General features: G+C 44.0%; 22 protein-coding genes. 15 read left to right on the plus strand and 7 right to left on the minus strand.

Annotated elements, in window-relative coordinates:
* Nucleotides 1–40 precede the first annotated feature (40 nt).
* The 9 genes from GVO60_RS03135 to phnE (GVO60_RS03175) all read left to right on the plus strand — a co-directional run bounded on the left by GVO60_RS03135 (nucleotide 41) and on the right by phnE (GVO60_RS03175) (nucleotide 10,937).
* The gene (locus GVO60_RS03135; protein WP_159651136.1) at nucleotides 41–1,303 is read left to right on the plus strand and encodes an MFS transporter; all 1,263 of its coding nucleotides are present in this window, start codon (nucleotides 41–43) and stop codon (nucleotides 1,301–1,303) included.
* Between the two features lie 104 nt (nucleotides 1,304–1,407).
* Nucleotides 1,408–2,196: an MBL fold metallo-hydrolase gene (locus tag GVO60_RS03140; RefSeq protein ID WP_159651137.1), complete on the plus strand. Its 789-nt coding sequence runs from the start codon at nucleotides 1,408–1,410 to the stop codon at nucleotides 2,194–2,196.
* Nucleotides 2,197–2,478: 282 nt separating this feature from the next.
* On the plus strand, nucleotides 2,479–4,398 hold the full coding sequence (locus tag GVO60_RS03145) for an ATP-binding protein (RefSeq protein ID WP_167522328.1): 1,920 nt from the start codon (nucleotides 2,479–2,481) through the stop codon (nucleotides 4,396–4,398).
* Nucleotides 4,395–5,753: a sigma-54-dependent transcriptional regulator gene (locus tag GVO60_RS03150; RefSeq protein ID WP_159651138.1), complete on the plus strand. Its 1,359-nt coding sequence runs from the start codon at nucleotides 4,395–4,397 to the stop codon at nucleotides 5,751–5,753. Before GVO60_RS03145 ends, GVO60_RS03150 begins: the two co-directional genes overlap by 4 nt.
* A 198-nt stretch (nucleotides 5,754–5,951) precedes the next feature.
* Entirely contained in the window at nucleotides 5,952–7,163 is a 1,212-nt protein-coding gene (locus tag GVO60_RS03155; protein WP_159651139.1) for a glycerophosphodiester phosphodiesterase family protein, read from the plus strand.
* A gap of 242 nt (nucleotides 7,164–7,405) precedes the next feature.
* Nucleotides 7,406–8,446, plus strand: a complete 1,041-nt coding sequence (phnD, locus tag GVO60_RS03160; RefSeq protein WP_159651140.1) for a phosphate/phosphite/phosphonate ABC transporter substrate-binding protein — start codon at nucleotides 7,406–7,408, stop codon at nucleotides 8,444–8,446.
* Between the two features lie 111 nt (nucleotides 8,447–8,557).
* On the plus strand, nucleotides 8,558–9,343 hold the full coding sequence (phnC, locus tag GVO60_RS03165) for a phosphonate ABC transporter ATP-binding protein (protein WP_159651141.1): 786 nt from the start codon (nucleotides 8,558–8,560) through the stop codon (nucleotides 9,341–9,343).
* Nucleotides 9,331–10,134, plus strand: a complete 804-nt coding sequence (phnE, locus tag GVO60_RS03170) for a phosphonate ABC transporter, permease protein PhnE (RefSeq protein WP_159651142.1) — start codon at nucleotides 9,331–9,333, stop codon at nucleotides 10,132–10,134. The genes phnC and phnE (GVO60_RS03170) overlap by 13 nt, the downstream gene beginning before the upstream one ends.
* On the plus strand, nucleotides 10,134–10,937 hold the full coding sequence (gene phnE, locus GVO60_RS03175) for a phosphonate ABC transporter, permease protein PhnE (protein WP_159651143.1): 804 nt from the start codon (nucleotides 10,134–10,136) through the stop codon (nucleotides 10,935–10,937). Before phnE (GVO60_RS03170) ends, phnE (GVO60_RS03175) begins: the two co-directional genes overlap by 1 nt.
* 94 nt (nucleotides 10,938–11,031) lie before the next feature.
* On the opposite strand, the gene GVO60_RS03180 is transcribed toward phnE (GVO60_RS03175), so the two are convergent.
* Entirely contained in the window at nucleotides 11,032–12,564 is a 1,533-nt protein-coding gene (locus GVO60_RS03180) for a phospholipase D family protein (protein ID WP_159651144.1), read from the minus strand.
* Nucleotides 12,565–12,723: 159 nt separating this feature from the next.
* On the opposite strand from GVO60_RS03180, the gene GVO60_RS03185 reads away from it, so the two are divergent.
* Complete coding sequence (locus GVO60_RS03185; protein ID WP_159651145.1) at nucleotides 12,724–12,912, plus strand: hypothetical protein; 189 nt, start codon at nucleotides 12,724–12,726, stop codon at nucleotides 12,910–12,912.
* Nucleotides 12,913–13,033: 121 nt separating this feature from the next.
* Here the strand turns inward: GVO60_RS03185 and GVO60_RS22400 are convergent, their stop codons facing one another.
* From GVO60_RS22400 to GVO60_RS03205, 5 genes are all read right to left on the minus strand, one after another.
* Nucleotides 13,034–13,207, minus strand: coding sequence for a hypothetical protein (locus GVO60_RS22400; protein ID WP_167522324.1), 174 nt, complete (start codon nucleotides 13,205–13,207; stop codon nucleotides 13,034–13,036).
* Between the two features lie 163 nt (nucleotides 13,208–13,370).
* Complete coding sequence (locus GVO60_RS03190) at nucleotides 13,371–14,660, minus strand: aKG-HExxH-type peptide beta-hydroxylase (RefSeq protein WP_159651146.1); 1,290 nt, start codon at nucleotides 14,658–14,660, stop codon at nucleotides 13,371–13,373.
* An 8-nt stretch (nucleotides 14,661–14,668) separates the two neighbouring features.
* Complete coding sequence (locus GVO60_RS03195; RefSeq protein WP_225874890.1) at nucleotides 14,669–15,835, minus strand: radical SAM protein; 1,167 nt, start codon at nucleotides 15,833–15,835, stop codon at nucleotides 14,669–14,671.
* A gap of 38 nt (nucleotides 15,836–15,873) precedes the next feature.
* Entirely contained in the window at nucleotides 15,874–16,083 is a 210-nt protein-coding gene (locus GVO60_RS03200) for a hypothetical protein (protein WP_159651148.1), read from the minus strand.
* A gap of 665 nt (nucleotides 16,084–16,748) precedes the next feature.
* Nucleotides 16,749–17,534 (minus strand): HAD-IIB family hydrolase, encoded by a 786-nt coding sequence (locus tag GVO60_RS03205; protein WP_159651149.1) that lies wholly within the window; start codon nucleotides 17,532–17,534, stop codon nucleotides 16,749–16,751.
* A gap of 184 nt (nucleotides 17,535–17,718) precedes the next feature.
* Between GVO60_RS03205 and GVO60_RS03210 the strand changes: the two genes are divergently transcribed.
* Together GVO60_RS03210 and yidZ are read left to right on the plus strand one after the other, a co-directional pair.
* Nucleotides 17,719–18,939 carry an MFS transporter gene (locus GVO60_RS03210; protein ID WP_225874891.1) on the plus strand — a complete coding sequence of 407 codons (1,221 nt, stop codon included), beginning with the start codon at nucleotides 17,719–17,721 and terminating at the stop codon, nucleotides 18,937–18,939.
* Complete coding sequence (gene yidZ, locus GVO60_RS03215) at nucleotides 18,914–19,867, plus strand: HTH-type transcriptional regulator YidZ (protein ID WP_159651151.1); 954 nt, start codon at nucleotides 18,914–18,916, stop codon at nucleotides 19,865–19,867. Before GVO60_RS03210 ends, yidZ begins: the two co-directional genes overlap by 26 nt.
* A 113-nt stretch (nucleotides 19,868–19,980) precedes the next feature.
* Here yidZ and yegD read toward each other — a convergent pair whose 3' ends face one another.
* Nucleotides 19,981–21,333 (minus strand): molecular chaperone, encoded by a 1,353-nt coding sequence (gene yegD / locus GVO60_RS03220; protein WP_159651152.1) that lies wholly within the window; start codon nucleotides 21,331–21,333, stop codon nucleotides 19,981–19,983.
* A gap of 173 nt (nucleotides 21,334–21,506) precedes the next feature.
* On the opposite strand from yegD, the gene GVO60_RS03225 reads away from it, so the two are divergent.
* The 3 genes from GVO60_RS03225 (at nucleotide 21,507) to GVO60_RS03235 (ending at nucleotide 23,165) form a co-directional block, all read left to right on the plus strand.
* Nucleotides 21,507–22,277, plus strand: a complete 771-nt coding sequence (locus tag GVO60_RS03225; protein ID WP_159651153.1) for a GNAT family N-acetyltransferase — start codon at nucleotides 21,507–21,509, stop codon at nucleotides 22,275–22,277.
* 9 nt (nucleotides 22,278–22,286) lie between these two features.
* Nucleotides 22,287–22,784, plus strand: a complete 498-nt coding sequence (locus GVO60_RS03230; RefSeq protein WP_159651154.1) for a GNAT family N-acetyltransferase — start codon at nucleotides 22,287–22,289, stop codon at nucleotides 22,782–22,784.
* Between the two features lie 135 nt (nucleotides 22,785–22,919).
* Nucleotides 22,920–23,165, plus strand: coding sequence for an HP1242/YdcH family protein (locus GVO60_RS03235; protein ID WP_159651155.1), 246 nt, complete (start codon nucleotides 22,920–22,922; stop codon nucleotides 23,163–23,165).
* Nucleotides 23,166–23,262: the final 97 nt, after the last annotated feature.

Here is a 23,262-nt window from a genome sequence, read left to right on the forward strand (position 1 = left end):
ATGAGATTCTTTTCTCATATCTAATTGTGAGAGAGCTAGAATGACGCAAGGAAACTTAATTGCCCGATTTGCCTTCCACCAAGGGATTCACTGGTCGATTACTGGTGTCATGATTCCTGTGCTGGTTTTGGTTTTTCAATCAAGAGGTTTGAGCTTAACAGAAGTGGGCCTAGTGATGGGGACTTGGGGCATCACCACCATGTTACTTGAAGTGCCATTGGGTGGGATTGCAGATCAGTTTGGTCGTCGGCGCATTTATCTGCTTTCTCTGGTCATCAATGCGATCGCGGCTGTTGTACTCTTGCTCGCGTCAAATCTGAGCTTTATGTTGCTCAGTGCGGCATTATTTGGTGCTTCTCGTGCTATCTATTCTGGAACGTTGGACGCTTGGTTTTATGACAAGTTTCAAACCGTTTCTGGCTCGCACTCATTTCACTCTGCTTTGGCTTTGGTTAATGTAGTGGTGACACTCGGGCTGGCATTTGGCGCGTTATCGGGTGGTTACTTACCAGATTTAGCCGTGCAATTTAGCTTATCAACCCAATCAATGTACGATCTGAATATGTTGGTGGTGATAGCGATGAATGGCGCGTTATTCGCGTTGACGTTTTTACTGATTCCGGCAGAGGACGGTGAGTCTGCGGAAGGGGAAGCAGAACCTGCGATCGGTGTTCTAAAAAGGTGTCAGCAGGCATTTAACGCTTCCATCAGTCATACGGTCTTACTGCGTGTTCTACAAACAACCTTGGTTTTCGGCATGGTATTGAGTGCTGTCGAGAATCTATGGCAGCCCTATCTGGCGGATATAATCAAAGACTCAGGCTATGGGACAGAGGTATTTGGCATTCTATCTGCCCTCTACTTTTTAATGGCGACTTGCTCATCTCTGTTTTCGGTACGGTTACTTAGCTGGTTGAAAGGCTCACATCGAAAGTTATTGTTTGTTAGTTATATTGCTGCAGGGACAATCTTGGTGTTGCTGGCCTTTAGTGCGAGCCTACTTGCGTTCGCCGCTGGCTATCTGCTGTTTTTCTTCCTGTTTACTCTTGGCGGCAATTCACAAAGTGTCTTGCTTAACGATCATACTCAAGCGCAATATCGTTCAACCATGCTGTCGATAAGTTCATTAGTCGTGACTGTTGGAGGTGTCGTTGCCTCTGTTAGTTTTGGCTACATTGCTGATCTTTATGGTATTGCGGTCAGCTGGTGGCTAGGGGCACTTCTTTTATTGCTTTCGTCATTGCTGTTTTTGCGGATTCCTGAAATCGAAATATCGGAGGCTTCAAGTAAAGGAGTGGCGTAATGACTTTAGATTAATGCCCTCTCAACTTTCGCATGAGAGACTATACTGATTGTTGATGATTTGATTATTAGCAACTGAGAACCAGTGTTTCCACAGGGGGCAAAATGACATCTCAGCAGGTACAGCATTTTTTCCATCCGCATTCAGGCACCATCAGTTATGTCGTCGCGGATTCAGACACCAACGAAGCAATTATTATTGATCCCGTCGCCGATTACGATGTTGAAAATGACAAAGTCAGTTATGAATCGGCGCAAGAGATTATCGATCATGTAGAGCAATCAAAACTGCATATCGTAGCCATCCTTGAGACCCATATTCATGCCGATCATTTGTCGGGATCGTTCTACTTAAGTAAGCAGTTAGATGCGCCGATTTATGTTTCTGAAGGGGTGAAAGAAGTGTATTCGAGCTGGAAAGACGAACTTTGCTTAAGCGAGCTCTACCACTTTGAACATTTTCTTCTGGAAGACGAGCAATTTGATTTTGGTCACTCTCATCTAGAAGTGATCAGCACACCCGGGCATACGCCATCCGATCTCACTTTCAAAATTGGTGATGCTTTGTTTGTCGGAGACTCACTGTTTTACCATGGTACTGGGCGTGCGGATTTCCCAGGTGGCAGTGCCGAAAAGCTGTTTGAATCTATCTCCAAACTCTATGGGCTCAAAGACGAAACAGAAGTTTATTTGTGTCATAACTACCCAGACAAAAAAGAAGAGTTGGTCTATAAAACTACGATTGGGGAAGAGAAACACCACAATACTTTAATGACCGAAGAGACAACATGTGAGCAGTTCGTCGACCATAGGGAGCTGCGCGATCACCAACTACCGCCACCAAAGTTGATAAAACCTGCTCTGGAGTTCAACTTAACGGCGACTCATCACTAAACCATTTTATTCCAAGCTCATTGTTAACACGTATGTGGTCTCGATGGGCTTGTTTTTCTGCTCCATAATTGACCAGATAACACCATTTTCTCACCTAATTGATGAATTTATAGAATTTCTAACTACCTAATCCACAAAACTGATACAGACCTCTTTATTAATAAAATGTAGTGATGTTTTATATGGATTGTTAATGCTACTTTCTCAATAGAGAGAATAGTTTTCGACTTTTTTAGGAATTTGTTTGTGGATCAGGTAGTTGACAAAAAAGGCGATGCTTTTATGGCTGAGCCGGAACCTAAAAAGCGACCACGTGGAAAATTTCGTTGGCGCGGAATAGAAGTGCGCCTAGGTCTTGCTCTTGCGATGTTATCCATGACAACACTGCTCTTGGCTCTGTTTAGTTCGACAACCTATGACAAGCTCGAACTGGCCTTGGTTGAATTGAAAGAGAAAGAAATCCCCGCTTTAGAACAAGCCGCTAGATTGAACGATATGGTTCGTTTGGTGATCAGTGACTCTTCCCAGTTAGTGGCGGCCGATTCTAATCTAGAAAGACAAAACGCCATGATTCGTGTCGAAAGCAGTATCGCTGAAATGAATCAAGTGCTGGCCAATTTTCCTGAATATCACGCTTATTTTAAAGACCTGATCATGCAAGTCAGCAACAGCTTGAGTTTGCTGTATCAAAGTGGTGTGGAGTCTCGAGATCTAAACAAAGAACTCCGCCATTTGCTGGAAGGTTTCTATCCCTTGTTGCAGCAAGTCAGCGAAGAGCTCGACAGCTTGCCGATTGAGCAGAAATCACGGTTGCAATACAGCCAGCTCAAAGCTCTGCTCTTTTATCAGCTCGGTTTGGTGGAAAAGCTGTATAACGATGGCAGCTTCAATGAGCTGGATTACACCACTTATAGACTAGAGCAACTAGGACAAGAGTGGTTCAGTTTATGGCTTGCAAGTGGCTTAGCGGAATCACTACCATCTTTGGATGAAAAGTTATCGGTGATCTACACCTTAGCCTCCCGATCTAGCCGGTTGGTGAAGCTGAAAAACCAAGCTTTGGAGCACTACTATCAGCAGGAGTTTTTGTTAGAAAACAGCCGAAAGTACCTGCATCAGTTGTCGGTGCAAATAGAGCGCAACACTTCCACCGTTAACTTGGAAATCGATTCTTCCATTGCTCAAGTTCAGCATTCGCTCGCATCCAATCGAACGTTTTCATTGGCCTTATCGGTATTCAGTTTGTTTGCTGCAGCGGGGATCGCTTGGTTCTATGTACGGAAAAACATTTTGGAAAGATTACTCAACCTTCGCGACGATATGTTTGCTATCTCAACCGGTCATTTGGATACCGAAATTGAACTGAAAGGGCAGGATGAAATTACCCAGATGGCGAAGTCATTGCAGGTTTTCCAAGCGACAGCGAAAGTGGTGAAAAAGACCAATCATAAGCTGGAAGCCGAAGTTGAAGAGCGTCGACTCGCGGAAGAAAAATTACGAGTGACTCAGGATGAGTTAGTTCAAGCAGGGAAATTGGCCGCGCTCGGTCAGTTAAGTGTCGGTATCACTCATGAAATCAATCAGCCACTAACAGCGATCAGTAGCCACACACGCAGCGCAAAAAAATGGCTAGAGCAACAGCGTTCAGACAAAGCGACTCAAAATCTACATAAAATTGAAACCCTGCTTGGTAAAGTGGCAGCATTAACACATCACCTTAAAGCTTTCTCGCGTAAGAGCGATGGGAAGATTTCTTCCGTCCCTGTCATGCCTGTGGTCAATGATGCCATTGAGCTATTTGCAAATAAACAAGTGCCCATCGTATTGGATTGCGATTTAGCCCCAGATGAAAGTGTAACCGCGAATCCGATTCGATTAGAGCAAGTGTTAGTGAACCTTATCAGTAATGCGATTGATGCGGTCGAGAGTAAGCCAGAGCCATTGATTTTGGTTTCGGTAAAACGAGTCGATCGTACGGTGACCGTTTCAGTCAAAGACAATGGTAAAGGGATCCGAGCTGAAGATATTCCTCATCTCTTTGACCCGTTTTATACCCGAAAAGAGGTGGGTAAGGGCTTAGGACTAGGCCTCTCTATTGCTTTTAACATCATCAAAGACTTTGGTGGTTCTATTCGGGTTTACTCTCAGCCAGATCTTGGCAGTGAGTTTGTTGTACATCTAGAACAAGGCGAAACATCATGACGATGGAAAAACAGATCACCCTTATTGATGACGAACTGGATGTTGTCGAAGCCGTGAGTGAAATGCTCGAACTGGAAGGCTTTTCCGTTACGGGATTTACTGATCCTAAATTGGGCTTGAAATCGTTAGCGCCAGACAGTCGACAAGTGATCTTGTGTGATGTTCGAATGCCGCAATTAGATGGGTTAACCATGCTTGATGCGATTCAAAGCCGCGCCCCATCTTGTGAAGTGATTTTGATGAGTGGTCATGGTGATATTCCAATGGCGATTGAAGCGATGAAGTTGGGGGCGTTCGACTTTATTGAAAAACCGCTACAAAGCGACGAGTTGATAGAAAAGCTCAACCTTGCAGCGCTTCATATTCAAAATCAGCCCAAGCCAGCCCAAGCGTCTCCAGAGCTACCGATTGAAAGCGTGGTGATTGGTGTGTCGAGTCAGATGGAAATGGTACGAACTCAAGTGTTGGCACTCGCGCGTACTGGAGTTGATACCATCATCAATGGTGAAACCGGCACAGGCAAAGAGGTGATCGCACGGGCGTTACATCGGTACTCTGTTCGCCGCGACAAGCCGTTTGTTGCGATTAACTGTGGTGGTATGACGGAAAGCATCATTGAAAGTGAACTGTTTGGTCATGAAGCGGGTTCGTTTACCAGTGCCAATAAAAAACGTATTGGTAAAATTGAGCAAGCCCATGGAGGAACTCTGTTTCTGGATGAAATCGAAAGCATGCCGATTGCTGTGCAAATTAAATTGTTGCGCGTGATTCAGGAGCGGGTGATTGAACGAGTTGGGGGCAATACGCTGATCCCTGTCGATATTGTCGTCGTCGCCGCGAGTAAAGCAGATCTGGCTGAGTTGAGTCAGCGCGGTGAATTCAGAGCCGATCTTTTTTATCGTCTCAATATCGCCAGCCTAAACTTACCGCCTCTACGCCAACGCAAAGAGGACATTCAGGCTCTATTCCGCCATTTTGTTGTGCAAGCTAGCCAGAAGTATAAAACCCGCGCCTCAACTCTCTATACTGAGCAAATTCAGCAACTATGCCGCCACGATTGGCCGGGCAATGTCCGCGAGCTTAGAAACGTGGCAGACCGATTTGTGCTTGGCATTGTTGGCGAAGGATTTGATCTGCAAGCTCCCACCACACAAGGCAGTGAAGCTTTTGCGTTTGAGCAGCAAATGGAGCAGTACGAGCGAAATGTCCTGACGGAGGCGCTGATTGAGACGGCTGGTAATATTAATGAAGTATCTTTGCGGTTAAATCTGCCAAGAAAAACCCTCTACCGTAAGATGAAAAAGCATCAGTTAGATAAAGAGAGTTTTAAACCTCATACCACAAGACATAATTGACCCATCATAGAAACTTAATAAAACCGTTATATTTATCTGTTTGAATTATAAGCGAAAAGTTTTTGGCACGTTGCGTGCAATTTAACCAATTGTTCTGGTTTGAAGTCAGGGAGTTAGCGCAAATGAATGCGAATAAAACACCACAAAATCAGAGCATATAAAACGACAAATAACTATTTGCTGCAAGGAGAACAACAGATGAAGCAAATCTTAACCAGTGGTATCGCTCTATTGTTAGGCGTTAGCTCGATAGCGGTAGCGGGTAATGAGCCGGCTCAATTGGGTCCTCGCCCGTTATATTTGGTGAGTGACATGGAAGATGGTCCATTGAAAACCAAGCTGGAGAGCTGTGAAGCGGGCCCGTTCCATCGTACAGACTTCTCAATTGGTCACCGAGGTGCAGCGATGCAGTTCCCTGAGCACACGAAAGAGTCGTACTTGGCGGCGATTGCGATGGGAGCAGGGGTATTAGAGTGTGATGTCACCTTTACCAAAGACAAAGAGTTAGTTTGTCGACATTCACAGAGTGATTTACATACTACGACAGATGTCTTGGCGCACCCAGAGCTTGCGAAGAAGTGTACCGTGCCATTTAAACCTGCGAATCCAGCAACGGGTGAAGATGCGCAAGTAGAATGTCGCACCTCTGATTTCACGCTTGCTGAGTTCAAAACCCTTAAGGGCAAGATGGATGGCGCAAATCCAAAAGCAACCACAGTAGAAGAGTACATGAATGGCACACCTGGTTGGCGTACCGATTTGTACTCTCAAACCGGGACTTTGATGACGCATGCAGAAAGTGCAGCGCTATTTAAAAAACATGGTGTGAAAGTGACACCTGAACTGAAATCAGCAGCCGTAGAAATGCCATATAAAGGCTTTAGCCAAGAAGATTATGCCCAAAAGTTGGTTGATGAGCTAAAGGCAGCAGGCTTCTCTGCGAAAGACGCATACGTTCAATCATTTAATCTAGACGATGTGAAATACTGGATTAAGAATGAGCCGAAATTTGGTGAGCAAGCGGTATACCTTGATGATCGCGTATACAACTTAGAAGGGTTTACGGCGACACTGGAGAACATGAAAGCTCTCTCTTCTGAAGGCGTAAACATTATTGCTCCGCCACTTTATGCGCTGGTTCAGCTTGATGAGAAAAATGCGATTGTCGAATCAGAGTACGCGAAGTTAGCGAAGCAAGCTGATCTCGATATTATCGCATGGACGTTAGAGCGTTCAGGCCCGCTGGCTCAAGGTGGCGGCTGGTACTATCAAACAGTCACTGAGCAGATTAACCAAGATGGTGACATGATGAAGGTACTGGATGTGTTGGCAAAAGATGTCGGTGTACTTGGGGTATTCAGTGATTGGCCATCAACGGTGACGTACTACGCAAACTGTATGGATATTTAATTCAGTCTCATTGAGATTTTACTGATTATAAAAAGGGTCTTCGGGCCCTTTTTTAGCCTATAAAATTAGCAGGACAGAAATGACCCAAAGTGTTGAAAATAGATAGGACATCAATGACCCAAATAGAAATTAGCACAATGAAGATTTGTTTAACTTGTTGAAAAATAATAAAAATAAAATTGGCACATCACCTGCAATAGAGGGAGTGAACATCAACAATAACGTGAATGTAAGGTTCTAATATGAAAAACAGTGTAAAAGGATTGTTAATCGCTGGCTCTTTGCTGCTTCCTTCAATGGCGATGGCCAGTGAATGTACTAACCGCGGCGTGCTGGATGATAGATACTGTGATGAAAACCAAGATCTAGTGGCGGATGCGCCAAAAGATGCGAGTGAATGGATTGACCCAAGCACACTTGTCTTTACTTACACCCCTGTAGAAGATCCAGCACTGTACAAAGACGCTTTCGCTGATTTCCAAGCACACCTAAGTAAGATTACGGGCAAAAAGGTTATCTACTACACGGTTCACTCGAACTCGGCTCAAGTAGAAGCGATGCGCTCTGGTCGTCTACACGTTGCGGGTTTCTCTACCGGCCCTACAGGCTACGCCGTTAACCTAGCGGGCTATGTGCCAATCGCGGTAAAAGGTGATGAGTCTGGCTTCCAAGGCTACAACCTTATCACCATCGTTCGTAAAGACAGCGGCATTAACGAAATGGCTGATCTGAAAGGTAAGAAAGTTGCCCATACTTCTGCGTCTTCAAACTCTGGCAACTTGGCACCACGCGCACTTTTCCCAGCACAAGGTTTGGTCCCAGACCAAGATTACAAAGTGCTTTACTCAGGCAAGCATGACCAGTCGATTCTAGGCGTTTACAACGGAGACTACGACGCAGCACCTGTTGCATCTGATGTGTACGATCGTATGGTTGCCGCTGGCCGTGTTGATGACTCTGAACTTAAAATCATCTACCGCAGTCCTCGTTTCCCAACCTCTGCATTTGGTTATGCGTACAACCTAAAGCCTGAGTTAGTTGAAAAAATCAACGAAGCCTTCTTCAGCTACCGCTTTACCAAAGAGATGAGCGACTCGTTCAAAGGGGCTGACCGTTTCTCGCCAATTACTTATCAAGAAGAGTGGTCTGTGATCCGTGATATTGCTCATGCGACAGGTACGGCTTACACCAAAACAGGTCTGAAGAAGCTGGCTGAGAAAGATGCAGCAAAACGCGCGAAGAAGAAAGCGGCGGCATTAGCAAAGCAAGCAACTAACCAGTAACCCTCTCTCAATAAACCTCGTTTACAAAAGTACGGTGCCCAATGTGTGTAGGGCGCAGGGCATCGTACACCTTAAGAATATGTAATAAAAACAATAACAAGGAATAGTAGTATGGCCGTAGCAAACTGTGACGGAACTAAGTATGACGGAATAAAGATCAATAACCTTTTTCACGAATACGTGGCTGGTAAGCCAATCCTTAAAGGCATTGATATCGATATCGATCAACCAGGTATCATCGCGATTATTGGTCCGTCTGGTACTGGTAAAAGTACCTTATTGCGCTGCATTAACCGTTTGAACGATCCGACAAGCGGAGAAATTCTGTTTGAAGGCGAAGACCTGACTAAGCTTAATGGCCAAGCCTTACGCAAGCAGCGCCGTCATATCGGTATGGTTTTCCAAGAATACAATTTAGTTGAGCGTCTAACGGTTATTGAAAATGTACTGAGTGGTCGATTAGGCTACATGTCATCTTGGAATGCATGGCGTCGTAATTACTCAAAAGATGATCTGAAAAAAGCGTTTGAACTGCTTGAGTTTGTTGGCTTGCAAGATTTCGCTAATCAACGTGCAGATAGTCTTTCTGGCGGTCAGCGTCAACGTGTTGGTATTGCCCGAGCGGTGATGCAAGACCCTTATATTTTGTTGGCGGATGAGCCAACCTCTTCACTCGACCCAAAGACAGCTGTAGAGATCATGGAGCTAATGGAAACGTTCGCTCGTGAAAAGCAGATCCCCGTATTGGTTAACATTCATGATGTGAACCTTGCAAAGCGGTTTGCGAATCGAATCATCGGTATGTGTAACGGCAAAGTGCATTATGACGGTAGCCCAGAAGGCATCAGCGAAGAAGATCTTAAGATCATCTACGGAGGTGAATCATGGCTGGATTAAGCTCCTCTTCCGCTTCTTCTGTGAATGTTGAGAATCCATTTAAAGCATCTTGGGCAAGCCGTGTTGGTGTCGTCGCCGTCATTGCTTATCTGTTTTATAGCTTTTCGACACTCGACCTCACACTTGACCGACTTATTATCGGTTTTGGTGAAAGTGAGCGCCTACTTGCTCGAATGTTTCCGCCGGATTTTTCGCGCTCTAGCTTGCTATTAAGTGGCCTTGCGGAGAGCTTACAAATCGCGATTATTTCGAGCTTTTTTGGCATCGTGATATCGCTGTTTCTTGGCTTGTTGGCTGCTCGTAATATGATGCCGTCTATCATCTCGACGCCAGTGCGCGGTTTTATCGCATTGTGTCGTTCATTCCACCCAGTAATCATTGCGATTTTGTTTGTAAAAGCGGTGGGCTTTGGCGCATTGGCAGGTATTTTAACCTTGGTCTTTGCGTCAATTGGCTTCATTGCAAAGCTGTTTGCAGAAGCGATTGAAGAGATCTCTTTTAAACAAGTGGAAGCGATTCGAGCCACGGGCGCGAGCTTTGTCAGCGTGATTCTGTTTGCGGTAATGCCACAGGTGTTTACTCGTTTTATTGGCTTTGCAAGTTACCAATTGGATTCTAATTTACGTAACTCAACTATGGTCGGTATTGTCGGCGCAGGCGGGTTGGGCGGCACGCTTTTCTCTGCTTTCCAACGTTTCGATTACGATTTTGTCGCAGCGATTTTGATCACCATTATCGCGCTGATCCTTGTCGGTGAGTTTCTGTCTAATGTGGTAAGGAGAATCTTTTAATGATGACTGCTTCTATTGATAAAGAATGGCAACGCTTTACGTTTAATCAACGCTTGGCTCGCTTCGCTGCTTACCTATGTTTTGTGTCTGCTATTGTCTGGTCTTGGCAAACGGTGGAAGTGATTCCTGAGTTTTTATACGACGCGCCTGCGCAATTTGCAGACATGTTTGGTCGTATGGTGCCAATGGATTACGCGTTTTACCCTGAAACTATACATGCCGCGCTGGTAGAGACGCTTCATATCGCCACACTAGGAACATTGTTTACGCTTATTTTGGCGATCCCTTTAGCGTTACTGAATGCACCTAATATTACGCCTAGTAAAACACTTAACTGGGTGGCGCAGTTCTTCTTGGTATCGTCACGTTCGGTTAACTCTCTGGTTTGGGCTTTGCTGTTTATCGCGTTATTTGGCCCTGGCGTGTTGGCGGGCATTATGGCGATTGCAGTGCGAAGTGTTGGCTTTGTCGGTAAGTTGCTGGCTGAAGCGATTGCTGAAGTGAATATGGGCACCATTGAGGCACTGAAAGCAACGGGCGCTTCTTGGATGAGCGTTCTGCTGAAAGGCTACTGGCCGCAAGTTATGCCAGCGTTTTTCTCTATTGTGCTGTTCCGTTGGGACATCAATGTGCGTGAATCTGCAGTATTAGGTTTAGTGGGGGCTGGTGGTATAGGTGTGGTACTTAATGATGCGCAAAACCTATTTGAATGGCAGAAAGTGTCTATGGTACTGGTAAGTATATTCGCTGTAGTGGTACTAGCTGAGGCGCTTGTGGTTCATGTTCGTAAGAAGCTCATTTAACGCGTTTGGTGGGTTTCAATAAAATAAAAAAGGCAGGGTTTCCTGCCTTTTTTGTTCAGCTGGGCGATATCGATAAGCCCAGTAACGACCTTGGTTACAAATATTTTTCGATTGGCAGTAACTGTAAAAATGAGGATTGAAAGCGCTGCCATTTGCCTGTTTCTGGCTCGCGCTTAAAGGTTTGCTGTGTGGAATGCCAACGCACGTCACCGTCTTGTAAATCTAAGTACCAACTGTTCTCTATATCCATCGCCTCATTGATATCCTTTGCAAGGCTCTGTGCTACTTTCACATCATCGATGATGAGCAATGACTCTGTGTTGAGGTAGGTAGATCGCAAGTTAAAGTTGAACGAACCAATGGCGGCAACCTTGTAATCAAATACAGCGGATTTCGCGTGCAGTCCGTAGCCCGTTTCAGGCGCGCATTTGGTTTCATCTTTAGTCGATTTCTCGCAGACTGGTGCTTGTGGCTTTAACTCAAAAAGCTGTATGCCATGTTCAAGCATCTCTTTGCGTCGGCCCGCGTAAGCTGAGTGGTTAGTGACGAGATCATTGGATGACATTGAGTTGGTTAACGCCTTAATCTGTACTCCGTTTTCATTTAACTCTTGCCAATCATCGAGTTGGCGATCGTCAAACACGAGATACGCTGACTCCAAAAGAATCTCTTGATTTGATTCGCTGGCTAATTGATTAAGGTATTTAGCGGTCGCTTTCGGCTCACTAGTGTCTTTTTCATCAAGAGGCGTCGGCTGATCGTAAATGAATTTAGCGCGTACTTGATTCATGTTTGCTGTTAGATTTGTTAAGAATTGCTTCGCGTTTGATTGGCCTTGTGGCAGCTCGGGGTAGTGTTTGTATTGTGGTATAGCTGCATTGTTGAGCATCGTCAGATCGACTTCTGTTTCATCACCTAATAAATCCACAGGGTATGACCAACGGCTGTCCCAATATTGGTTAAAGCTCGCTTGGATGTCATTCACGACTGCGCCTATTGCCAATACATCTCGGTCGCGGAAATTAATCTCTTCAGACAAATCAAAATACTCATCACCAATGTTACGGCCACCAACCACAGAGAAGACGCCATCAACGGTAAAAGATTTGTTGTGCATTCGGCGGTTTAAACGCGAAAAATCACCAAGCACATTGAGCCATTTGGCTACGCCACGACGAGTTGGTATCGGGTTAAATACTCGAATCTCGGCATTTGGATGAGAATTCAGTGCAATCAGCAGCTCTTCTCTCTCGTTCAGGTTAATGTCATCAAGCATGACTCGAACGTGAACGCCTCGATTGGCTGCCGCGATTAGGCGACTCGCTAAATAGGTGCCTGAGAGATCGGAATTCCAAATGTAATATTGAATATCAATCGTGTGCTCTGCGGCTTCGATGAGTGCTAAACGCTGGGCTAGTGCATCCCAACCTGTCTCTTGAAGCGTAACTGCGCTGTATTCGGAATGAATTTGATTTGGCCAATAGCTATCGCTCAGTTTAGACAGAGTACTGCTTTGCTGTGTCGTCGGCGCTTGGTTTGTATGTGTTACTTCGCTAGGCAGTGAACCACAACCTGTGAGAACAGAAATAAGGAGTAAGCTAGAACTGAGCCGACGAAACTTAGGCATTAATGGTAATTCCTTGATGCTAGGGGTTGTTGATAAGAATTGAGAGTATTAGCACTAGTATAACAAAGCCACCACTTATTATGTTTATCCTTTGTTACTAATAAAAATGTCAATTTCCAGCTAAACTTGAGTAGTGTCCAATGTCGTTTGGAGGTAAGCATGGACGTTTTGATTCAGTTTGATGAGAAAGGGATGTACCAGAATTACCCGTGGGATCTTCCCGTCCCCTATAATAAAGGCGAAGTTCATTCGGTGAGCCCTTTGTCGGCAATTGTTTTGATTGATCAAGCTCAGGCTCATCTCTATCTCAAAGATGAAGATAGACGTCTTAGCTTGTTAGAGAAGTGATCGTTTTTAGTGAGGAGGTGAGGATTTGAAAGCGAACGAATTGGGCAGGAGAGCATGACTCTCCTGCTGTACTTTTATCACTACTTCATTTGCAATAACTTCAAACTGTTCGCAAAGGGTATTACTTGCTTAAAGTAGCGAATATTGGGGTATCGCGCTCTGACTCGTTACGATGAAAACCTTCTTCGCCTTTGAGCTTTTCATGCATCGCTTCAATGAGTTCACGATCGACCTTAGCAAAATACAAATCTTCTTCTGCTTTACCGCGTAATCTGAGTTTTTCCGTAAAGTCCATGAGTTGCCTCCTTGGAATCCCATCTACGTACTATAAGTATAGTTGGCAGGGCACCAAGAGGCTGAGTATCTACGATTAGAATTATCAAATTGAGAGGTCAGTAGGCTTAGTCATTCGTCCTAAATAGCGATTCATTTTTAAGTAAACGCATCTACGGCATCAACTACCCGCAACGGTATTTATACGATGGACTATGCTTATGAACTTCGAGTTCTAATTCTGAGCATTGTTGTTCAATCCACTGATAAAAAATCGCTCCTATGCTGGTCACTTTTGAGTGTTTCAAAAGTATATCGAGGCCGTAGCGAACATCAGAGATAAGCTCCAATGTCCTAATGTGGGACTTTTGGAGCGTTGCAGTGTCGAGTGAAGGAGATTGGCTAACAAAATATAGTGCAGTCGCCGCGATAGTGTGAACGTAGACACCCTCAAATATTCCGATTAGCGGCCTTTCATCTGACCGCCAAGGGACCGGGAATCTAATATCATTGTTGTTGGATTCGAAAATGGGGATCAGCTCTTCCAGATAACGCAGTTTGATGTGACCCATTTCATGAGCAAGAGTCTCGATGTTCTTAATAATTGAATGATCGGTAATCCAACACGCGCCTTGGTAAGAGGAGATGGTATACCCATGAATTGTCCAACCTTTTGGCTCTCCCCTGGGTATGATGATGGATATGTACTGATCGATATCGTTCGCAATACTAGGGCAATGTTGCTTAATTAACAGATAGGGAATTTCATAGGCGCTAGTATTGTAATTAGCTGGAAAGTTAATGACTGACTTATCGGGCTGCGCAAAGTAAGTTGTTCCGGTACGCTCCGGAACCATGTTTTCATTAAATTTCATTCTTAGCAGAGGGTTAGCATTGGATAGGGTGATTTTTGAGTGTGTAATTTGATACTGATTGAGTTTGTGAACTGGGGCATCGACTTTTGAGACATGTAGTGTCGTGTTTTCTCTGTCGTAACGTAGCGAGCACTTACATGTTTCAAGCTTTGTATCGCCGTCGAGTTTAAACACATTTTGTACATCCCATGTGACTAAGTAGCCGTCGACTAACCTGATGTTTTTCTCTGCGGTATCCTCTGATAGATATGTCATGCTATTCCAAAGGCCCATTAAATCCTGTAAAGCGTTGTTCTGATTTTCAGAGACTAAACTCGTCGCTAATTGATTAAGCCAAGAACGAAATAAAGGAGAGGAATAGAGGTTTTGACTGACATCACTTGGGCTGCGACTCAATGTATTGAGGCTTTGATTGATATCCTCATGCCAAGCACGTACCTCTTCTTTCATTAATAGGATATGGCCTACGTGAGTTAGCAATTGCGCTTGAAAGGAACAAGAGTGTTGTTTTAGTTGCATAGCATAATCAGGAGAGGTGTTATTAAGTAAATCCAGAAGTACTTGAGCTGGATTCTTTGCTACTTCGTTTACTAAATTCATATCTATTCCTATGCCGTGCGATTGGGCGTCACTTCTAGTGTGGGCAGCACGCGTTTTTTTATGTGTTGAAAGAGGTACATCTCGTCATAACATAAAACGGATCGTCTATTTAGAACCATACCGTCAGGGCCGTTCCTCCCAGCTAAAAAGCCACCACCACACAATGTTTGATGGTCACAAGAGTTGCACTCTTTAGGTGTGAAGCGGTGAAGGTTAAGTAGGTTTTGAAACCCCGAATCAGAGTGAAGTCTTTTTATTGAATGGTCGACGATATTATAGGGTGTTTCTGCATTCCTATTTTTTGCAACTCTATAGTAGTCGGGGTATTCAATATTCCCGCTGGAACTGACGACAAACATATTGAGTGTATCGTTTACTAGTGCGTCAACATGATGATGACTACCTAACATTAACGATATAACGTGGTTGAAAAGACGAATATTAATAGAGGGATCATTATGGAACCACCAACAGTCGAAGAGCTGGGCGTACCATATTCCTAAATTAGGAGAGCACGCATATTCCTGTTCAGATTTTCCAATGTTATCCCAAGGTTTGTACCCATAGTGATAGTGAATGGGAAACAATACATCCACATTCTTTATCGGTAGAGATTTTACCCATTGGAAATAATCTTGTGGAGTGGTATCTGTTTGTGGAACACTTAAAATACCTTTAACCAATGAACAGTATTTGCTATCGAGTATAAAAGACAAATTATGGGATATAGACTCATAAGATCCTTTTCCTGACGGTGTGACCCGAAAGATATCATTCACCTTTTTTGGGCCATCAAGGCTTAGGCTGAGTGATACATTATTCTCTAAAAGCAGATCCAGAAGTTGCGTTGATGGTAATTTGTATAGATTGGACTGCAGGCCCAATGTAATGGCTTTATATAAAATCGGGTTGTTTTTGATATTGTGAAAAAAAGACTCGAATCTTTTGAGCGGCCACAATGTAGGCTCGCCTCCATGAAGTGTTATATCAAATTGTGTCAGACCTTCTTGTTCTATATATTCAGCCAGTCGTTGAAGAAGCATGGAGGCTGTTTCTTCGGGCATATTTTTGTGATTTTCTTCGTAGCTGTTGTCCTCTAAGTTGAACATATAGCAATACGTACAATTCAAATTGCAGTAAGAGGTCAGTTTGACTATACAACTTTCAAAGCTCATATCGATAATAAGCCACAGAAAACTGTGGCTTAACTCCTTTACCAACGTAGTCCAAAAGAAATACTAAGGGCTGCAGGGTTAAATCCTTCTTTACCCTTGAGCTCCTTTAAAGCCGACTCCATAATCCTTGATTTAGCGACTTCTCTTTCGATATCACTAACGTTTGACTTAATTTTCATATCAAGATTTCTAAATGCTTCGGGACTGATTTCTAACTTCCCGATGGATTCAATTTTTTCAATTGGCATCTTAATTTTCCTTAATTAGTTTTCCGGTTTATGGTAGGCAAATATTGCTCTGTTAGGTGAAATTGGGACCCGTTCACTATATTTCTATAGTGTCGTTTGTGTTACCCAGTTTCTAAGAACGGATTAATGCAGTCTTTGCCCCTTAAAATGATTGACTAGTTTTATATATAGTGCGTGTAACAATAGTGAGATTATGAAATTTTCTTCGGGGTTGTAATTAAAATTGTTTTATTTCAATTGATTAGGATTTATTTTATTTATTGGAATGCTGTGATATCTAGGTTTTTTGTGTTTCGCTGATAGATATGAAACACCTTATTTTTGATTCTTATATTTATTTTTCAATTAAGCTATTTTTGATAGTGTTTCTTTTAGACCGGATTTTTTACTTTTATTTTAATTATTAAGTTTATTTCTCAAGTCCCGTTTTGTATAAAAATAATCACTAAATATAATATTAGTTTATGAGAAGTTTTTTCTTTATTCAAGGAATAGTATTATAAATAAAACAAAATTCCTCCCCAGAAAGTTTAATGACGAGCGTGGTGTTGATATCGCTTCTAGTTAGCTTGTTCTCATCAACAGGAGCCCCAAATGTCACAATGAATATTGGGGTCTCACTGTTTAAGCTAAATGGAATCATCCATTGTTTGAAAGCGTGAGCGCTATTCTTTGTCCGTAATCTCAAGCAGCTGATGAGTAAACTCTGCAAAGCCAAACCCGCCGGGTTGACTCATCACTTTGGACGGTTTGTGTGTGAGTTTATCCCAGTAATGCTCGATGTTTTTGACGCCAACGGTTAAGGGGAGTGTCTCAAACATCTGTTGGTCATTGAGGGAGTCACCAACGTAGCAACACCTCTCGAGAATATCTTTCTCCGTTAATCCTTTCGATTGTAGAAAAGCAAAGCTGCTGTTGCGTTTAGAGTGCTCGCCGTACCAAGCGTTGATGTGGATTGAACTTGCAGTGGCGTGGACATCTAGCTGGTGGATTTTAGTTAGAATTTCTTCTACAAGAGCACTATCGAGAGGTTCTCTATTCTGGCCAATATCAATGGCGACCTCACACAATCGATAGGCTTGATCTAACGTGAGATTGATATCAGGGTAGTTCAATAGGATTTGTTCAATTTGAGCTTTTAATTCAGCTTGTCTTGCTCGCATTTCTTGTAGTGGCACAGAGCTCGATAAAGATACCCCTTTCGCCCCTTTTTCCAACACAAATGCGCCATTCTCACCCAGCACTGCATTGACGGGCCAAAGCTGTGCAATGTGGTCGCACCATCCAGCGCATGCTCCCGTTACAGCGACGACTTTAATTCCCCTATGCTGTAGGGATTGCAGTGCCACTAAGGTCTCTGGAGGCAGTTGACCTTGCCAAGTGAGCGTGTCATCGACGTCGGTGAGGACCCACTCAATGTTTTTCCATTCCTTTGAAAGCGTATTGTCCATTTAATTTCTTATTCTGGTTGGTTTGTAGCACGAGTTTATAAAAGAGTGGCAAGGAATTCAGTGAAGTGGATGGGGTTAATCTATTTCTAAGCTGTTGAGTACAGGGAAACATAGCGATGTCGTGATTGGAAATACCTGTTGTCATAATGGCAACACGCTAAATATATGAGTGTGACATATCATCTTGGCAAACGATTACTATAAGAGTGAGGTGAGTATGTCTCGTTTTCTAATGTGCGGTTTTGCACTGGTTCTTCTTTATCCGACCGCTATTGATTTGTATTTGGTTGGCTTACCGCAAATAGCCGCTGATTTAGCTGCGACGGAATCTCAGCTTCACATGGCGTTCTCGATTTATTTGTCGGGCATGGCGATGACCATGTTTTTTGTTGGCCGCTTAGCCGATCGCTTTGGCCGAAAACCTGTTGCGATAATGGGGGCTTCGATTTTTGCGATCGCGTCTTGGTTTGGTGGCGCTGCGCAAACGAGCGAAGCTTTCCTTCAAATGCGCTTTTTCCAAGGTGTTGGGGCTGGCTGCTGCTACGTGGTGGCGTTTGCTATTTTGCGAGATACGTTAGATGACCAAAAGCGTGCCAAGGTGTTGTCTATGTTGAATGGGATTACTTGCATGATTCCAGTGCTTGCTCCTGTGTTTGGTCACCTTATTATGCTTAAGTTTCCTTGGCCGGTGCTGTTCATGGCGATGGCGGGGATGGGAGCTTTGGTACTTTTGATCTCCACTTTTATTCTCAAGGAGACATTGGCTCGCTCTAACCCTTTTTCCTCGTCAGTGAGTACGACTAGCGAATCATTGTTTGATCGCTTTTTTATCTCACGCGTTGTGTTTACCTCTATGGGAGTGACCGCGATTCTTACTTACGTTAATACGTCACCAATGATCTTTATGGAGGTTCTTGGCTTTACTCGAGGAGAATACTCAACGGCGATGGCTTTGTTGGCTGTTGTGGGGATGTTGACTTCTTTCTCAGCTCCAGTTGCTCTTGCCTATTTTCGTCAGAGTACTCTACTGTTCGGCTCACAAATATTAACTATGGCGTCGGCTCTCATCATTCTCGCGGCTCACTTGAATGGTGAGAGCTCGACTCTATACATGATGGGTTTCGCCTTAGTTAGTATGGGGTTTTCTATGGGCTTTGGGGTTGCAATGAGCCAAGCTTTGGGGCCGTTTTCTCGCAAGGCTGGGTTAGCGAGCTCAGTACTTGGTATCGCCCAGATTTGCTGCTCTGCGCTTTATATTTGGTTGATGGCTTGGCTCGGCGTGTCGGCGATCTACATGTTGCTGATTGCATTAACAACCGCTACTGTTATTGGCATGACACTTATATTATTAACTTCAAATCAACCACATAGCGAACTGAATGAAGAAATCACTTGCGCGTCTTGATCTCAATTTGTTACTGACCATGCAGTTGCTGCTGCAAGAACGGAGCGTAACGAAAACGGCAAAGAAATTGAACGTGACTCCGTCGACGGTGAGTAAGTCACTGGCTAAGTTACGTGATTGGTTTGATGACCCTTTGTTCGTCAACACGCCTCAAGGTTTAAGGCCAACCACTTTGGCTAATAGTATGGAAGAGAGTTTGTCTGATTGGTTGCAAATTGGCAGTCAAATTGTCTCTCGGCGAGGGGATGAAGCACCAAGTGGGGTTCGGTTTAATCTGGGGATAGAATCTCCTCTCTCTTTGATAATGATAGATGAACTGACATCAAGGATTCACCAAACCTATCCCGACTCAAAAGTGAAATTTCATAATTGGGATTACGACTCAATTGATGCAATTACTCGTGGGGAAGTGGATATTGGTTTCACTGGCCGAGAAAGTCATCCTCGATCGAAAGAGTCGTTAGATTTATTACCGTATTTCATTAACTTTGAGGTGTTATTTACGGATTTACCTTTGGTTTACGTGCGTAAAGATCATCCGGCTCTCGAGCAAGAATGGAACCTGGAGACCTTTCTGAGTTACCCGCACATCAATGTGGTATGGGAAAAAAGTGAAAGTTGGGCGTTAGATGAGATTTTGATAGAGCAAGGTAGAACCAGAAACGTAAATCTGACTATGGCCAGTTTTGAGCAAGCCTTATTTGTTGCAGAGAAAGAGGGGCATGACATGATCACCACTGCGCCTAGGTATTGCCAGCACTATTGCCAACAGTTGCACCCTAACTTGGTCGCTTTGCCGATTCCTGTTGATCCCGAACAGGAAGACAAGCTAAAGATTCCATTCACGATGATTTGGCACAAGCGTAATAACCAAAATCCAAAGATTAAATGGCTGCGAGATACACTCAAAGAGTTGTATTGCGATTAGTGTTTTTCGAAGGTGAGGTGTTGAATCAGAAGGCTTTAGATTGGATATAGCGCCTAAGTTTACAATGTAAATCGCCTCAAGTGTTTGAGGCGATTTTGTTTTTATGGCTTGTTTTATTTAAAGCAGACTTCTGCCCAGCGAGCTAAGCCAGCGGTAACAGAGCCAAAGTAGTTCCCGCTAACGACTTGAATGTTAGGCAAGATCTCTTGCACAGCGCCACGCAGTATCGGTGAGCGAGCTGAACCGCCAGTCATGAAAATAGCATCAGGCTGAACGCCACCTTGTTCGACCGCTTCTTTGACTAGCTCGGCCATTTTTTGTTTTGGCGTCTCAATCGAATCAATCATGTCTTCAAAGCTAATATCAACTTCTAGTTGCTCTGAAAGCAGCTGCATTGTGGCTCGGTAGTGAGCGTGATCAGACAAGGCAATTTTGGCTTCTTCTGCTTGGCGAACCAAACGGTAGCCTATTGTCTCGTGGAAGACTTCCAATAAACGCGCGAGCTTTTCTGGCTCTTGAGCATCCTTTTTCAACTGCTTTAATGTGGCTAGGTTAGAGCGAGAGTAAAAGTCTGCTTGGGCATCGACGCTGTTGATCGCAATCGGGTTCCAGAACTGAATCGTTGGCATCACAATGTTGGCGGTGGTTTTACTGCCAAGGCCAAATGGCGTCATCAGTTGTTTGAATGCCAGAGCAATATCGAGATCGTTACCACCCACTCGTTGACCGCTGTGGGCCAAAAGGCTTTGCGTTCTGTCCGCTTGACCTCGCCAGTTTGGTCCCATTTCAATTAATGAACAGTCAGTGGTACCGCCACCAATATCAACCACAAGCACGGTTTTGTTTTCCGTTAACGTCGCTTCATATTCTAGGCCAGCCGCAACGGGTTCAAACTGGAACTCAACGTTCTTAAAACCTGCTCGAGTCGCGGCTTTTAGCAAAATACTTTCCGCTTGGCGATTGGCTGCTTCACTGTCACGGCCGTGGAAGTTGACTGGGCGACCAATCACGGTATCTGTAATGATTTGCTCTGCGTCTTGCTCCGCATTGCGCTTGATGTTGTCCATCATGGCGCAGACCAGATCTTCAAAAAAGCTGACTTGTACGTCTCGTAAGCCGGAGGCTCCTAAGAAAGATTTTGGTGACTTCACGTAGTAACTTTCGCTGGGATCTTGAAGGTAGTGATCTAACGCGGCTTGGCCAAACGCCACTTCTTCAGCGATGAACTCAACACCCTCTTCGCGGTTCAAGTTGATCGCGCGGCGTAGCACCTGCTCACCTACTTGATCGAGTGGCTTAATATCTCGGAATTTAAACAGGTACTCAGCAACTGCTTCTCGAGTTGGTGCTGATAAGGTAGAAGGAATATAAACACTATCCCCTTCCAGTTTGAGTAGCTTTGGCTCTCCTTGTTCCATCTTCGCAACTGAGCAATTTGCCGTCCCGTAGTCAAAGCCAATAAACATAAAACCTCCTACCATTGAAAAAAGGTCGGCAATGCTACCCTAATGTGTCATCGAATGCCACTGGTGAATTGTTAAGCATGTCTATTTACCTATGAATATAGTAGTCTGGGTGAGTATGAAGTAGATAATGCATTGATTATATTGGCTTAATAGAAGAATGAATAAGAGGTGGTATGGATACCCAACAATTGATGCTGGAGTATAACCAGCAAGAGCGTCAGCAATTTGTTGCCCACGGTGCAGAGAAAGTCGATACCCCAGAGTTGGTTCGAGTAGTTTCTCCTGAGCAGCATGGCAGCTACATCGCCTATTTCTCTTTAACCCCTGAGAATGCGCCCGCCATTATTGAGCGAGAAAAAGCGTACTTTAAACATTTGGGGCGACATTTTGAGTGGAAAGTCTATGAGACCGACTTACCCATACACATTGATAAACTGCTGTTAGAGCATGGCTTCGAAAAAGCAGAGACGGAATCCTTTATGGTGTTGGACCTAGACTCTGTCATTGCTAAGCATACGCCAGAATCGGCGATCACCACTGTTGATGACGAACAAGGGATTCGTGACGCCATTAAAGTTCAAGAGCAAGTGTGGGGCGGCGATTTCGAGTGGCAATATCAGCACTTGTTAAGTCTTAAACAACAAGCGCCTGACGATGTATCGATTTATGTCGTGTATCACGATGGGCAGCCCGTCACCTCAGCTTGGATCATGTTTAATGGTGAAAGCCCGTTCGCGGGGATTTGGGGAGGAAGTACAGTTGAACAATACCGAGGGAAAGGGTTTTACTCACTATTGCTCAATAAACGTATCGCCGAAGCCAAAGCTCGTGGTAAGAAATATTTAACCATTGATGCCTCTGATATGAGTCGCCCAATTGTTGAGAAGTATGGTTTCCAATTTATCACCCATACCACAGGGTATGAATTTAACGCTGAAGAGTAGGTGAAAGTTATGGAAGTGAAAGCAGCTCATGTGGACTTAGCGCCTGCGGTACTTGATTACGCAAAAGAGTGCCATCATTCTGGAATTGAAATGTATCGCGCCGCCACTAACGATCCTGTCGTTTACCTAGAGAACTTGGTAGATCGCTCTAAGGCTGATTCTAGTCAACTGCCGGAAGGTTGGTTGCCAAGTACCACCTATTATTGCTTGGAAGATGGAGTAATTTTAGGTGCGATTCGAGTTCGTAACGGTACTAACGATTGGGTTGAAAATGTGATTGGTCATATCGGCTATGAAACGCGTCCATCTGCACGAGGGAAAGGCGTTGCTAAGCACTTACTCTCTTGGGTGGTGAATAATGCGATAGACGAGCGCGTCATTGTTACTTGTAACGTTGAAAATCTTCCATCACGCAAAGTGATTGAAGCGTGTGGTGGAGAGTACTTAGGCGAGCATGTTGATGAGGGTGAAGGTCACGTTTATCGGTACTGTTTTTATCCAATTTGAGACTGATGAAATAGAAGAGTAAAGAGTCGATCTTTGTCTCAGTTAGCTGTTTTTTATGGTGGTAGGGTAGTACACATAGTAACCAATTTGTTCAATTTCAATGTCCATTTTGCTATCACAACGGAAGAGGTAACTATGTTAGGTGAAGATCATTCATTACTCAGTGAGTTTCCAGAGTACAAAGAAACGATTGTCGCTTTGTCTAAAGCGAATGAAGCGTTTCTTACCGACATGAAGGCGTATGATTTGTTAGATAAGGAGATTAGAACGCTGGAGTTGAAAGACTCCCCTATCAGTGATGAACAAATGCATCAAATGAAACATGATAGAGCCGTTAAAAAAGATAATCTTCATAAGCGTATTGTCGAAGCTCATCAGTAGCGAAATGATTGAAAAAAGAGCGATTCGTCGCTCTTTTTTATTGCGCTTTTTCGTCCATTTTCTCTCCTAAAGCTTATTTCAACTTCCGTAACTTTTA

This window comes from Vibrio atypicus (genome assembly GCF_009811315.1).
Taxonomy (GTDB): domain Bacteria; phylum Pseudomonadota; class Gammaproteobacteria; order Enterobacterales; family Vibrionaceae; genus Vibrio; species Vibrio atypicus.